Source organism: Amycolatopsis sp. NPDC104863 (assembly GCF_055582965.1).
Genome location: NZ_JBVJOW010000007.1, coordinates 326,670 through 340,630 on the forward strand (window position 1 = coordinate 326,670; position 13,961 = coordinate 340,630).

Annotated in this window: 10 protein-coding genes; 7 read left to right on the forward strand and 3 right to left on the reverse strand. The window is 67.8% G+C overall.

Annotated elements, in window-relative coordinates:
- Positions 1-10: 10 nt before the first annotated feature.
- Entirely contained in the window at positions 11-1,501 is a 1,491-nt protein-coding gene (locus ACZ63J_RS34870; protein WP_465398977.1) for a flavin-containing monooxygenase, read from the reverse strand.
- Between the two features lie 97 nt (positions 1,502-1,598).
- The gene (locus ACZ63J_RS34875; RefSeq protein WP_465398978.1) at positions 1,599-2,405 is read right to left on the reverse strand and encodes an IclR family transcriptional regulator; all 807 of its coding nucleotides are present in this window, start codon (positions 2,403-2,405) and stop codon (positions 1,599-1,601) included.
- Between the two features lie 41 nt (positions 2,406-2,446).
- Here ACZ63J_RS34875 and ACZ63J_RS34880 point away from each other — a divergent pair, with 41 nt between their 5' ends.
- From ACZ63J_RS34880 to ACZ63J_RS34910, 7 genes are all read left to right on the forward strand, one after another.
- On the forward strand, positions 2,447-3,223 hold the full coding sequence (locus tag ACZ63J_RS34880; RefSeq protein ID WP_465338368.1) for an SDR family oxidoreductase: 777 nt from the start codon (positions 2,447-2,449) through the stop codon (positions 3,221-3,223).
- A gap of 14 nt (positions 3,224-3,237) precedes the next feature.
- Positions 3,238-3,744, forward strand: a complete 507-nt coding sequence (locus ACZ63J_RS34885) for a cupin domain-containing protein (RefSeq protein ID WP_465338367.1) — start codon at positions 3,238-3,240, stop codon at positions 3,742-3,744.
- On the forward strand, positions 3,741-4,652 hold the full coding sequence (locus tag ACZ63J_RS34890; protein WP_465398979.1) for an alpha/beta fold hydrolase: 912 nt from the start codon (positions 3,741-3,743) through the stop codon (positions 4,650-4,652). The genes ACZ63J_RS34885 and ACZ63J_RS34890 overlap by 4 nt, the downstream gene beginning before the upstream one ends.
- Positions 4,652-5,581 carry a DODA-type extradiol aromatic ring-opening family dioxygenase gene (locus tag ACZ63J_RS34895; RefSeq protein ID WP_465398980.1) on the forward strand — a complete coding sequence of 310 codons (930 nt, stop codon included), beginning with the start codon at positions 4,652-4,654 and terminating at the stop codon, positions 5,579-5,581. The genes ACZ63J_RS34890 and ACZ63J_RS34895 overlap by 1 nt, the downstream gene beginning before the upstream one ends.
- Before the next feature lie 506 nt (positions 5,582-6,087).
- Positions 6,088-6,951, forward strand: a complete 864-nt coding sequence (locus tag ACZ63J_RS34900; RefSeq protein WP_465398981.1) for a hypothetical protein — start codon at positions 6,088-6,090, stop codon at positions 6,949-6,951.
- 19 nt (positions 6,952-6,970) lie between these two features.
- Positions 6,971-11,260: an ATP-binding protein gene (locus ACZ63J_RS34905; RefSeq protein WP_465398982.1), complete on the forward strand. Its 4,290-nt coding sequence runs from the start codon at positions 6,971-6,973 to the stop codon at positions 11,258-11,260.
- The gene (locus ACZ63J_RS34910; protein WP_465398983.1) at positions 11,257-12,321 is read left to right on the forward strand and encodes an ATP-binding protein; all 1,065 of its coding nucleotides are present in this window, start codon (positions 11,257-11,259) and stop codon (positions 12,319-12,321) included. Before ACZ63J_RS34905 ends, ACZ63J_RS34910 begins: the two co-directional genes overlap by 4 nt.
- Positions 12,322-12,365: 44 nt before the next feature.
- Here the strand turns inward: ACZ63J_RS34910 and ACZ63J_RS34915 are convergent, their stop codons facing one another.
- Positions 12,366-13,730, reverse strand: a complete 1,365-nt coding sequence (locus tag ACZ63J_RS34915; protein ID WP_465398984.1) for a lamin tail domain-containing protein — start codon at positions 13,728-13,730, stop codon at positions 12,366-12,368.
- Positions 13,731-13,961 lie beyond the last annotated feature (231 nt).

Below are 13,961 nucleotides of genomic sequence, written 5' to 3' on the forward strand. Positions count from 1 at the left end.
CCTCCTCGAGTCAGAGCGGGGCTTTTTCGGGTTCGGGGGTCTCCGCCAGCCGGGTCAGCACGGCGGGCGTGAGCGCCCGGTACGCCGCGGGCGCGACCGGGTTCAGCCAGTGCGTGAAGCGGGTGAAGCGGCCGATCTGGACGCCGAGGTCCCCGAGCACCTCGTCGACGTTGTGGATGGAGAACGGGATGATCTTGGTGCCACGGCAGTGGTGCGCGCCCGTCGCGGTGTCGAGGAAGGCGAGCTGGGCGACGACGTCCGCGCGCCGAGCCGCCTCGTCCGGCAGGGTCAGCGCGCCCGCGAGGTCGGCCGCGATCCACAGCGCCGCCACCTCGGCGTTGAGCGGGCTGAAGAACGACGAGTTGTAGCCGTTGAAGTACAGACCGGGCGCGGCCAGTGGCTGGATCTGCCGGTACAGCAGGAAGTTCCCGCGCTCGTCGAACAGTCCCTTTCGGACCGTGTCCGGCAGGAACGGGACACCCTGGGTGAACCCGGTCGCGCAGACGACCAGGTCGGCCGGCCGCACCGTGCCGTCCGCCAGCTCCGCGCACGGGCGGCCTTCGGACGCGAACAACCGCGTGATCACCTGGTCCCGGCGCACGCGGATCGAGCCGTCGGCGACACCTTCGAAGAACCCTTCGGTCGCCAGGCCGATCGCGTTCTTGACGATGTCCTCCATCCGGCCGCGCGGCACCAGGTCGTGGCGGGCCAGCCCGAACTGCCGCACCGACACCGTCCCGATGGAGTTCAGCATCGCGCGCCGCAGCCGGTTTCCCGGGCCGTGCAGGAACTTCTCGAACCCGCGCAGCCACCGGTAGCGGAACAGCGCCTCGCCCATCCGCGTCAGCAGCAGCATCTTGAAGTTCAGCACCCCGGCGATCTTGCGCGGCACCTTCCACAGCAGCTGCCGCGCGATCACGTCGGTGCTCGCGGCGACGGCGCTGATCGCGACGGTCACGTCGCAGGCGGACTTCCCGTACCCGACCACGAGCACGTGCTTGTCCCGCGCCTCGGACACGTCGTGGAACTCCGAACCGGCCAGCAGCCGCCCGCCCGCCGCCTCGAACTCCGCGCGGCCGGGGTAGTCCGGCACCGCGGGCTCGCAGAAGACGCCGTTCGCGACGACCACCCGGTCGACCACCGACGCCCCCTGCGCGCCGGTGGTCACCACCCAGCACGCGCCGTCGGGGACCACCGACTCGACCGGGGTGCCCAGCCGCAGGTGCGGGGTGACGCCGTAGGTGTCGGCGTACGCCGCGAGGTACTCCTGGATCTGGGCGCCCGTGGGCCATTCCGGGAACTCCCGGGGCATCGGGAAGTCCGAAAAGGAGTACTGGGCCTTCGGGCTCTGCGTGGTCAGCCCGGGGTAGCGGCGGGTCCGGCTCCACACGCCGCCGACGTCCGGCGCCTTGTCGAAGACCTCGACGTCGTGGCCGGCCTGCAAGAGCACCTTGGCCGTGGTGAGCCCGGCGAGCCCGGCCCCGATGATCGCGACGCGCATGCCTGGTCCTCCTCGTCCGGCAGCCTGCCGGGAGCCCGGCTCGGCGTGCGCCACAGCGTGGAACAGCCTCCGCTGCCGGGCCAACCGGGAGTCCTATTCACTGGGACGGCAGGTCCGGCCGCGGTGACGCCCAGCGCCGGGCCGAGTACGCGCGGCTGGCCGCCGCGGCCGCCATCCGCACCGCCGGCCCGATCCGGTCGGGCACCACCGCGGCACTCGGCCCGGTGACCGAGAGCGCGGCCGTCACGTTGCCGGTGAAGTCGAAGATCGGGGCCGCGACGCAGCTGATGCCGGTGATGCCCTCCTCGCGGTCGTAGGCCCAGCCCTGCTCGTGCACGACGGCCAGCTCGCGCTCCAGCGCCTCGGCGGTGCCGATCGTGCGCGGGGTGCGCCGGGTGAGCCCGGCGGCGACCACCGCGCCGACCGTTTCGGCGTCCGACCAGGCGAGGATGGCCCGGCCGAGCCCCGAACAGTGGGCCGGGACGAACCCGCCCACCTGGTCGAGCATCGGCAGCTGGCGGTGTCCGCTGATCTTGTCGACGACCAGCACCCGCGTGCCGTCGAGCACCCCGAGCTGCACCGTCGTCTTGGCCGCGGCGTAGAGGTCCTGCAGGTACGGCAGCACCGCTTCGCGCAGCTCGTGTCGCACCGGGACCAGGCCGGACAGCTCGAACAGGCGTCGCCCGATCCGGTACTTCTCGCCGGGCTTGTCCAGCCAGCCGAGCTCGATCATCCGGGCCGCCGTGCGGTGCACGGTCGAACGGGGCAGCCCCGAACGTTCGACGAGCCGGGCGAGGGGGAGTTCGCGGTGCGTCGCGTCGAAGGCGTCCAGCAGCGCGGCGGCCCGTTCGAGGGCGCCGGACGCCGCGCTGTCGCCACCCGGGTCCCGGGCAGTGGGACTCATCCTTGGCCGCCGGAGGTCATGGCCCGAATGTAGGACACATCATGGAGACCAACCAGACCCGCGTCGCCCTCGTCGGCGGCGGAGCCGGGGGCATCGGCTCGGCCTGCGCCACCGCGCTGCTCGCGAGCGGGCACCGCGTGGTGCTCGCCGGCCGGACGGAGAAGACCCTCGCGGAAACCGCGTCGGCGCTGGGCCCGGGGGTCGGGCACCTCGTGTGCGACCTGGCCATCCCGGCCGCGGCGGCCGACGCCGTGAACCGCGTCCGCGAGCGGTACGGCTCGCTCGACGTCGTGGTGGCCAACGCCGGCGGCCCGGCGCCGGGCCGGGTGTTCGACGTCCCCGCCGAGCAGTGGCACCACGACCTCGACCTGCTGGTCCTCGGCCCGCTGGCGCTGCTGGGCGCCGCGCTGCCGGGCATGGCCGAGCGCGGCTTCGGCCGCGTGGTCGTGATCAGCTCGACGGCGGTCCGGCAGCCGCAGCCGGGGCTCGCCGCGTCGACCGTGCTGCGGTCGGCGACGACGTCGGCGGCGAAGCTGGCCGCCCTCGAGTACGCCGACCGGGGTGTCACGGTCAACTGCGTCGCCGTCGGCGCCACGCTCACCCCGCGGCGCCTGGAGATCGTCCGCAGCCGGGCGGGCGCGGCGGGGGTCGACGTCGCGACCGCGATGGCCGAGGACGTCGCGGCCATCCCGGCCGGCCGGGCCGCGGCGCCCGGCGAGGTCGCGGCCGCGGTGGCGTTCCTGGCCTCGGCCGAAGCAGGGTATGTCAACGGAACCGTGCTGGCCGTCGACGGCGGCCGCACGGAATGTCCCGCCTGAACGGAAGGTGTGCCATGACCACGACCGGACCCGGCTTCACGATGACCGACTTCCTCGGCAGCATCGCCCACACCGTCCGCCCCGGCGGCGCGCGGCCGCTGGTCGTGCACGACGAGGAGCTGGCCGAGATCCCCGCCGGCGCCGTCCCGAACCCGACGTCCCTGCGGGTCGCCGGCACGCTGCCGACCACGACGTTCGAGCTGTTCCGCCAGGTCATCCCGGCCGGGGAGAGCTCGGACATGCAGCGCCACCACCACGAGACCGTCCACTTCGTCCTGACCGGCGACGGCCACAGCGAGATCGAGGACGAAACCGTGCGCTGGACGACCGGGTCGTTCGTCTACACCCCGCCGTGGACCTGGCACCGGCACCACAACGGCTCGGCCGAGCACCCGGTCGAGTTCCTGACCATCGAGAACTCGCGGCTGCTGGGCCTGTTCGGCCTCGGCTGCCGCCAGAGCGCGGGCCTGGCGACGATGGCCGAGGCCCGCGCCCGCTTCGACCACCGGGAGGACCAGTGACGACCACCGACCGCGGCGCCCCGCCGATCCCCGACCACGTCGGCATCTGGGGGGAGCTGGGCGAGCTCGAGCACACCCTGCGTTACGTCTACGTGCCGCTGGAAGGCCGTTCGGTGCGCACGCGCGTGTTGCAGGCGGGCACCGGCCCGGACCTGGTGCTGCTGCACGGCACCGGCGGGCACCTCGAGGCCTACGCCCGCGACCTGGCCGGCCTCGCCCGCGACTTCCGCGTCACGGTGTACGACATGGTCGGGCACGGCTGGTCGGACCTGCCGGACCGGCCGTACACGATCGACGTCCTCGCCGGGCACCTGGTGTCCCTTTTGGACGTTCTCGGCATCGGCCGCGCGCACCTGTCCGGCGAGTCGCTCGGCGGCTGGGTGGTCGCGTGGACCGCCGCGCACCACCCGGACCGCGTCGACCGGCTCGTGCTGAACACCCCGGGCAACATCGCCAACAAACCCGAGGTGATGGCGCGGATGCGCGACAGCACGATGGCGGCGGTGCTCGACCCCAGCGACGAGACCGTGCGCCGGCGGGTGGAGTTCCTTTTCCACCACAAAGAAATGGTCACCGACGAGCTGGTCAACCTGCGTCGCCGCATCTACTCCCGGCCGGGGTTCGTCACCGCGATCGGCAACACGCTCGTGCTGCAGGACCCCGAGGTGCGCAAGGACTTCGCGTGGGACCCGTCGTGGGTGTCGCTGGTGAAGGCGCCGACGTTGCTGCTGTGGACGAGCCACGACCCGACCGGCGGGCTCGACGAGGCCGAGCTGCTGCTCGGCTGGCTGCCCGACGCGCGGCTGCACGTGATCGACGACGCCGGGCACTGGCCGCAGTGGGAGAAGGTCACCGAGTTCCTCGACGTCCACCGCACCTGGCTCCGGTCCGGAAAGGACCCGTCCTGATGGCCGGGATCGCCGGGTTCGCCGGCATGTCCCACAGTCCTTTCGCGACACTGCTGCCGCCGCCGTCCGAGGGCGGGCCGGGCGCGAAGTTCCTCGCGGACGCCGCCCGCGTCCGCCGCGCGGTCGAGATGCTCGCGCCCGACGCGGTCGTCGTGATCGGGCCGGACCACTTCCACGGCAACTTCTACGACGTGATGCCGCCCTTCGTGCTGGGGGTCGAGCACGCCATGGGGTTCGGGGACTTCGGCAGCACCGAAGGCCCGCTGCCGGTGGCGGGCCCGCTGGCGTGGTCGGTCCACAACGGACTGACCGAGGCCGGGTTCGACGTGTCGCTGTCCTATTCGCTCACCGTCGACCACGGCATCGTGCAGAGCTACGAGATGGTCACCGGTGGTATCTCGCTGCCGATGGTGCCGCTGGTAGTGAACACCGCCGCGCCGCCGTTGCCGTCGCTGCGGCGGTGTGTCGCGTTAGGACAAGCGCTCGGCGCGGCCCTGCGCTCGGCCGACTTCCCCGGCCGGGTGCTCGTGGTGGCGAGCGGCGGGCTGTCGCACTGGCTGCCGTCGAACGACCCCCGCGAGGTCGTCGGTGACCGCCGTGACTCGCTGATCCACGGCCGCTCCGACGTCCACGCCTTCGCGGCGGCGCGCGAACCCCGCGTCCGCGCGATGGGCGGTGACCCGGGAGCCCGGGTGAACACCGAGTGGGACAACTGGTTCCTCACCCGGCTCGCCGAAGGGGACCCGGAAGCGGTGGCACGGCTGGGCCACGAGGGCCTGGAGGAGTCGGCGGGCACGGGCGGCCACGAGGTGCGCTGCTGGCTGATCGGCCAGGTCGCGGCCGCCGCGCCTCTGGTCTGGACTAGCTACGAGCCGGTGCCGGAGTGGATCACCGGCATGGGCATCGGCACGACTTTCCCGGTCACCTGAGGGCCGTCCGGTCAGTCGAGACACAACACCGCCAACGGCAATTATCGGCCGCGCGGGCCGGGGAAGACGCGGCAGCTCAAGCAGAAGTTCCTTTGTTGTCAAACGTAACTGAGGGTGTAGGCCTGCCAGCCGGGACCGGTGGCGGTGCGACGTCGGGACAGCTGAGGGGGGAGTGATTCTCCTCAGCCGGCGGCCTTACCGCTGCTTGCCCAAGCGCCAGGAGATTACGCTTTGGCTGCGGTTGGCTTGCGTTTGATCCTCTCCCTGTCGGAACGCGGGCGTGCCATCAACGAGTATGCAAGCGGATTGGCGAGACGTTTCAAGCAGCACAAGTTGTCGAGCCGTAACAGGTGGCCGTGCCGGCGCGACAACCAGGAGTCTGCTGAACAACAAGGCCGGAGCTCTTGATCAACGGCAGAGGTGCTGCCAGGCATCTCGCGGTGATCGTTTCGTCTGAATGTTCGGCGAGAACGCGGCCGACGATCAGATTCCAGGGAGCTGCCGAGATGCTGACCAGCTTGTTGCCCGGGCTGCGCCAATTGCGCACCCCTGTTGCTGCTGGTTCGGTCATCGCCCTGACGATTGTCCTGGTCGTCGGAATCGAGAGGTTCGATGCCCGCGGGAAGATCGGCCTGGTCCGCGACGTGGCGATCCTTGCCGGTGCCCTCGGTCGCCCCGTCGCGCTTGCCGGTCTCGGATTCGTGGTGTACCTGATGGGCGTGCTTTGGCAGTCTGCACTGAGGTTCGGCGCCCGCGCCATTGGTGAACGGGTGAACCGGACCGTCCGTGAAGTTCACCGAGCGACTCCACGAGCGGTGTTCGCCGGGGTGTCCGAGCGGGTGTTGAAACAAGTCGTCGACGTGACCACTACACGTCTACGCAGTGAGGTTAATGCCGGTGGCCCCCGCACAGCCGACTACCAGGCCGCGCGGATTCAGCGCACCGATGGCTCCGATGCCGCCGAGGATACTTTGGTTCGTTCGGCGGCCAGGACCCTCACGCCCGACGCAGTGCGCGAACTGCTGGAGCTCGTTCCAGCCAGGCTCACCACGGCGGAAAAGGAGTTGTGGACGGCCTGGGACCAGGCGCGGGCGGAGGCCGAGTTCCGGACGACCCTGGCTGTGCCGCTCGCTGCGCTGGCCGCCGCTCTTGCCGTGGTCTACCACCCGCTGTGGTGGGCGGGTCTGCTGATCGCGCCAGTGCTGTGGCAAATCGGAACGGAGGCCGGTCGGCATGCGACCGAGATCCTGCTGGAGGCTGTCCGGGCGGGAAGAGTGGTGTTTTTCGACGCCGGAGCACTTCCTGATGTTCGGTGGAGCTCTGTTTCCGTAGGCGATACTGACGATCACGACGTCGTCACTGCGGTCTGATTCCGGTGGAGGAGAAATAGTGGACGCGGACTTCGTCGGTTCGGTCGCGGCGGTGGGCGACCGTGTCGAGATTCGTTTGAACTTTGGCGATCAGCTGAATGGAACACTTGTCGAACTGGCCGCCGACAGGCTACGGGTCCGACAAGACGACGGATCGGACGTCGCGCTACTGCTCGCGACGATTCTGATGGTGCGCAGGTTGGTCGGGGCCGCCCCTCCTGCGGCTGGTGCGTCCATTGCTGAGCTAATGTCACCTCCAGCGCCGCAAAGCGGGTCCGAGGTGCCCGAGACGGCTTCGGCTCCGCCGGCCGTTCTGCAGGAGCAGTCGACGGCCGCAGAAGCGCCTATGGTGCCGCCCCCTGTGGCGCCCGATCAGGTTGTGCCGGACGTGGTCGTGGAACGCTACGACGACGAAGCTGATCCTTTGGAGATGCTCGGCCAGGAGTCGCTACAGCCACTGCGTACGAAGCTCGTCGGAGCCGAGGAAGACCGGCGCGAGTTGGAGTCGATTTGCAACGCCCTTGCCCACGCCGAAAAAGTTCACGAACTTTCACCCAAGTTCGGCCGGGTCACACGGCTGTTCGAGCGAGCACGGTTGCTCCAGCGCAAAGACCCGTACAACCCGGATCTGTTCTACTTGTGTGGAGTGCTGGGAATTCTCAACGAGAACTATGAAGTGGCTCGGCCATACCTGGCCACAGGTGCTGACCTGGATGGCGGCGACAGCGACTGTCTCCGGTTGCTCGCCATCGCGTCCGCTCGCGTCTACGATCACGAAGCGGCGGCGTTTGCCCTGATCAAGCACTTCGAGATCGTCCCGCCGGACACTGATAGCCGCCTGTGGCCACTACTACTCCGCGTGCTGGACCGCTACGGACCCAATCGTGCGGTTCTGCATGAACTGCGCGAAAAGCATTCTCGGGTTGCGCCTGCGGCTGTGTTGATCGAGGCGGCTCTCATGGGTGCCGCACCACCCGAGACAGTGTTGCCGCGGCCGGCGGGCGCGGTTCGCAGGCCGCTGGCACGCGCCCCACTGGCTGCACCCAGTGCAAATTCGGTGGCCAAGGATAGCGCCACACCGCGCCGCGGTGAAAGTCACTACCAGCGGGCGAAGCGATTTGAGCACAGAGAGAAAAATTTGCCGGCCGCTAAGGAAGCCTATCGGGAAGCCATCCGTCAAGGTGAACGGGTCGAAAGCGCGGTCAAGGACCTTGCTTGGCTGACTCGCCGCGTCGATGGTCCGAAGGCGGCGCTCCAGCTGATCACCGAGGAATTCGCAGGATTGGTCAGCAAGGGCGATGCGCTGGACAACCTCCTCATCGACTTTCATGTGGGCGCGGCGCAGTATGTCAAAGCACTGGTATTGCTGCGTCGCCAGTTCAAGCGCACTAACCTGACGACGTCCAAGCGTAATCACCTACGTCAGCAGATCGCATACGTCAAACTCAGTGCCGGTGAAGACTCGGTGGACGACTGGAGCGCTGTATTCCGGTCGACTCGCACGTCCGCTGCCCGCCGCGGTCTGGCGTTGGCTTTGATTCAGCGGGGCGACATCGGAGACCTCGATGAGGCGGAGCGAACCCTCGCCCCTGACGATGACGACAAGGCCAACGATATCCGTCGCCGTATCACCCAGATTCGTGCAGGGGAGTCCAGCGGTGTCGACCTGAGGTGGGCAAGCGAGATCCTGGGCAAGCTGGACCAGTTGGCAATCACTCCACTGGTCGACTTCGTCATGGACAACTACTCCGGCAACGCGAAGATGATCCGCGAGCAGCGCGAACGAGAGAAGAAGAAGCCCACTCGCGACGATGCTCACCGGCTCGCGGAGAATGCCCAGCGCCAACGTGGCCGGGCGCGCGAAGCAAGCGCCGACAGTTACATCTCTGCAGCAGTACTCGCGTGGGAGACACGCCGCGACGACTTTCTCGAACTGTTGTGCTCCGGAGTAACCGCGCTGGCCGATGTTGTACTCGAGCGTAACGCCCCAGAGGCGGCACGCGGACTCTACCTGGAAGCCCTGCGCATCTCCGACCGGCTGGACGAGCAATCGGACAACGCCGATGCCCGGCTGGCCTTGGCACGGTTCCTGCGATCGCTGGACGGCCGGCGTGCGCTGATGTCGGCTCAGGGTAGACCCGAAGCGCGGTTGGACACGATAGTCGTCGAGCAACATGCCGAACACGGCGACGCGGCGTTCGACCTGGTCACACAGTTGGTCTCGCAGGTCGACGCAGCCAGTGACCAGGTGCTTGAGGTCATCTGCGGGGAACCAGACCTACGCGCGGCAGCAGCGGCGTACCTGGCGGACCGTGTTGACAATGGTCTGGGCCTGTCCAGTGCTGAAGAAGTGGTCCGGACCTGGCGGAGGTTGGGAGAGAAAGAAGCGCAGCGCTATCCGGGGGATTCGGCGCTTCTGCATTTCCTGCGTGACATCCAGCTCAGAGAAGGTGAGCTGGACGTCACCATCGACCGCCTGAAGAAGCTTCCACCGGGCATTATGGGACCGCTCGCGGCTACCCGGTTCGCTGACGGACTACGCCGATTGCGTGACTACCTCTACGAAACCGCATTCGAGGATCGAGAGGCGAGCTTGCGCTTGGCGGCCGAGCTCATGCGTCAGATCCAGCAGGACATCCTGCTCGCCCCGACTAGAATCGCCGTCGAACTGGTCTGGCCGACCTGTGTGAAGGTGGAGCGGATGGTCGGTGAAGCGCAACGGCAACTGATCGTCCAGCATCCGCCCAAGCCGACCATTACCCCCGGGCTGGCGACCAGCACGGTCGACAAGTACGGCGTGATCACAGTGCAGGTTGACGTCGGCAATGAAGAACGGGCTGCGCCACTGGAGTCACCTATCCTGATGTGTCAGAACCTCCCGGAGTATTTTGTTCCCGAGGAGACGATCATCCCGTTGCCCAGCGCGGTACGTGGGGGCCAGCACCACATCCAGGTGGTGCGGCTGCGGGCCACGGAGAAGGCACTGGCTGCTGGCGCTTTCTCCCTTCAAGTTTGCTTGAACTATCATGCCCGTGGCGCCGATGAGGCCTTGGCTACAAAGGTGACCTTGGCGATCCGTTTGTTGTCCGAGGCCGACTTTCACCCGATCAAACCCAACCCGTTTCAAGAAGGAGCCTCGGGCAAGACGGTCACCGACCCGGAGATGTTCATCGGCCGAGGCGATGTCCTCAGACGGATCCATCAGCACTTCGACAGTGCTCGCACTCCGGGCAGCGGCGTCGCTATCTTCGGTCAGAAGCGCGCCGGCAAGTCATCGATCCGGGTGCACCTCAAGTCCGAACTTCAGAAGCGAGCCGACTTCATCGTTGTCGATCTGGAGAACATCGGTACGATCACTCCGCGGCCGGGCAACACGACACGGGTCGTTGCGCAGGTGTTGTGGGAGATCCTGAGTCAGGCGGAGCGGGAGATCGGCGAGCGATTTCTCGGCCGAGGCCCCGACCAGACACTGTCAGGTGGCTGGAGCAAGGCTGATTTCCTTGCCGAAGACCAGCCGGTATCGGTTTTCATCGATCTGGTGCGTGCGTACTTGGAAGCTTGGGCCCCCGACAATCCGCCGACCATGATCGTCCTCATCGACGAGTTCCAGTACTTTGATCAGTGGATCCGAGACGGCTTGCTGGCACCGACTTTCATGCAGTCGCTCAAAGCCATCATCGAGCGCAACCTGTTCCACCTGGTGATCGTTGGTCAGGCTGCACTGGAACGGCTGATCGCCGACAACGCGAACGTATTCGGGGTATTTGCCGCGGAGCGAGTAACCTACCTTGACAGTGCCAGCGCTGAACTGCTGATCGACAAGCCGATCATGGAATCGGGTAGCAGCCGGTTTCGGGGCGTGGCTAAGGAGCGCATCACCGAACTCACAGGAGGTAGTGCCTTCTACATCCAGAAGTTCTGTTTCGCGCTGGTGGAGTACATGAACCTCCAACAGGCGCCGCTGGTTACCGAGGCTGATGTGGAACTTGTGCGCATTACCATGCTGCAGGCGTTGCGTCCCAATGACTTCGACAACTTAGAGACTGCGGGATACACCGATCCCGGTCAGCCGGATGCGGCGACTTACCGCAGCGCTCTGCTCGCGATCGCACGGGCTGGCGAAAACGGGCCTGCAACATACGACCGCGTAGCCGAAGTCTACGAGGGCGGACTCGAGTTGAAGCCGCTGCTGGATGATCTGGTGCTGCGCGATGTAGTGCGCGAAGAGTCCGGCGGATATCGCATCGTCGTTCGACTCTACCAGGACTGGTTGCTTTCGCGGGTAGCCCAGGCAGGGCGCCCGGCATGAGCGGCAACCCCTATCGCAGTGTTGGGCAACGGGTGACAGGCGGCGATTTTGTTGGTCGCGAGGAACTTCTCTGGCGTGTACGGTCCACCTGGGATGGTTCCGGATTAGGCAACTTGAGTGTTCAGGGCTGTCAGCGGATGGGCAAAAGCAGCCTGGTGGCGGAGGCCATCGAGCTCGACGCTCCGAACAGGTCTGACCTGCTGTTTACGACCCTCAGCGTGGGTGATCACGACAACGGACCGAAACTGTTCCAAGCGGTGTTGCGCTCCACCCACGAGCAATTGATCCCGCGTTCCTTGTCGTGTGTGCAGCCCTACCTCCCTGTGCTGAACGGCCTCGTAGCGGAGGCGCACGCGATAGAAGACGACGGCGAACTGCGCGACCAGGTTAAGACCTATTTTCGTCACTTGAGCGCGGCCGGCGTGTCGACAGTTGTCGTGCTCGACGAGTTTGATCGGGCAGACGGTGTGTTCAGCAAGCTGTCCGAGTTCCAAGTCTTGCGCTCTCTGGCCAGTGAGAGCTTTTCGATTGGGCTGGTCACGGTTTCGCGCCGACCCGTCGACACCATTGAGATCGATGCGGCCGGTGGGTCCACCCTGGATGCGGTGTTGTCGCTACGTTGTGACGTGGGCTGCTTCACCGATGACGATGTAGATCTACTGCTAGCGCGGGCATTGCCGTACGGCGTTGACCTCATGGCGCATAAGAAGGAGATCGTGGAACGAGCTGGCGGGCATCCTTACCTGCTCAGCTTGTTGTGCCACGAAACCATGCAGCGTTTCCGGCAGTCCGGCATCATCGACGTCGCTGCCGCACACGGGATGCTGGCTGGGCAGTTCGAGCCGCAGTTTCGCGGTCTCATCCGAACCCTGGACACGGTGAGTGGTGCGCGAGGTCGCTATCTGCTGCGCAAGGTGGCCAACAGACAAGGGGGCTCGCTGCCGCGGATCGACGTTGACCTGATGCTCCGCCTGGGGCTCGTTCGGCAAGAAGCGGGAGCCTATCTCTTGTTCAGCTCCGAGTTCGAGCGGTTCGTGTTGCGTGTCGCCACTGCAGACTGACTGCGATCTGCGGCGGTCTTGTGTCCGTGTTCGGGGGCGGCCGGTCAGCAGGTGATGGTGCCCTTGCGGAGTGCGTGGCCGCCGTCGTTGCTGTCGTCGGACCAGTACACCGGCTTGCTGCCCCCGGCGCACTCGCTCGCGGGGGCCACCGAGAAGCCCTCGTTGTTGTAGTCGCCCATGCCGCTCGGCCGGTTGTAGACGGCGGCGTTCGTGAAGGTGCCGGCGGAGCCGATCTTCAGCGTGCGGTGCTGGCCGTGGCAGGTGTCGTCGCAGACGGCCCACAGGCGCGACGCCTGCGGCTCCCACTGCAGCTCCATGACCCCGCTCATCCCGCTGGTGAAGGAGGCGACGCGGGTGAACGCGCCCGAGTCCTGCAGGACGTAGCCGTGGATCATGCCGGTGCCTTCGACCCCGACGAAGAACACCCCGCCGGCGTGCGCGCCGTAGTGCGCGGGGTCGTAGGCCGCGCCGGTCGAGGCGTCGGCGAACCCGGCGGCGGTCAGGGTGGTGTCGGGCACCCAGGTGATGCCTTCGAAACCGAGGTTCGCGCCCACCGGCGGCAGGTCGGCGGTCAGGTTCCACTCCCGCGTGGCGGTCAGCGTCGAGCCGGTCCCGCCGACGTCGTAGCGCAGCACCGACGTGCGGCTGCTGCCGGAGCCGTTGCGCTCACTGGCGACGTAGACGCCGGTGCCGGTGACGGTCACGCCTTCGCTGTCAGGGGCGCCGGAGCCGCCGGGGAAGCGCAGGGCCTTGCCGGACGTCCAGCCGGACGCCGTGTCGGGCTTCCAGCCGCCGGAGCCGTTGGGCAGCAGGCGCCACAGCTTGCCGGAGTTCTGCGCGGCCCACAGCACACCGCCGTCCTGGAACAGGCCGCTGAGGTCCTCGCCGAAGACGTTGGCGGCGTCGGCCGTGGTCACCGAGCTGCCGCCCGGCCAGGCCGTGGGCGCCGCACTGCAGCTGTTCGGGCCGCCGAGGGTGACGGCGGCCGGGGCGAAGGAGCCGGTCGCGTCGGGGCAGCGTGACCACGACGGGTCGGAGTGCTTGCTCCAGGCGAAGCTGTCGACGAGGGTGCTGCCGTCGGCCTGGAAGAGGCGGGCCTCGTCCTCGGAGCCGAGCCCGAAGGCGTTGTGGACGTCGAAGGCCCGGAACCCACCGGCGGCGAGGGTGGTCCCGGCGGGGATCGTGAACTTCGAGCTGTCCTTGTCGTCCTTGAGAACCCACCCGGAGATGTCGACGGCGACGGCCCCGGGGTTGACGAGCTCGATGGAGTCGTCGACGGCGCCGGTGGTCACGACCTCGTTGATCCGGACGGTCCCGGCCGCGTCGGCGGGGCCTGCGAGGGTGACGACGGCCAGCACCGGCCCGGCGATGAGGCAGAGGGCCCGGCGGCGCGCACGCGATGAGATCAAGGAGTCCGTCCTCGGAGGGTCGTGGGGGACACGGCCCTCCGAGGTTTCCGCCCCGGGCCGAACGGCGGCGCTCGCGGAGATGGGTTCCCCCTGAACTCCGGCCGAACTCCGGTGGCGGAGAGGCGCCGGCTCCGAAGGTCGCACCGCCTGCCGCTGGAAACCATCACCGGCGCAGCCGGGAACGCGGCGCCCGGCGCGGCCGGCGAGGGCCACGCCAGCGATGCGCGCGTT

Excerpts from the sequence above, each read along its gene's own strand:
- ACZ63J_RS34870 (WP_465398977.1), bottom strand. The coding sequence starts at position 1,501 with ATGCGCGTCGCGATCATCGGGGCCGGGCTCGCCGGGCTCACCACGGCC.
- ACZ63J_RS34875 (WP_465398978.1), bottom strand. The coding sequence starts at position 2,405 with ATGAGTCCCACTGCCCGGGACCCGGGTGGCGACAGCGCGGCGTCCGGC.
- ACZ63J_RS34880 (WP_465338368.1), top strand. The coding sequence starts at position 2,447 with ATGGAGACCAACCAGACCCGCGTCGCCCTCGTCGGCGGCGGAGCCGGG.
- ACZ63J_RS34885 (WP_465338367.1), top strand. The coding sequence starts at position 3,238 with ATGACCACGACCGGACCCGGCTTCACGATGACCGACTTCCTCGGCAGC.
- ACZ63J_RS34895 (WP_465398980.1), top strand. The coding sequence starts at position 4,652 with ATGGCCGGGATCGCCGGGTTCGCCGGCATGTCCCACAGTCCTTTCGCG.
- ACZ63J_RS34900 (WP_465398981.1), top strand. The coding sequence starts at position 6,088 with ATGCTGACCAGCTTGTTGCCCGGGCTGCGCCAATTGCGCACCCCTGTT.
- ACZ63J_RS34910 (WP_465398983.1), top strand. The coding sequence starts at position 11,257 with ATGAGCGGCAACCCCTATCGCAGTGTTGGGCAACGGGTGACAGGCGGC.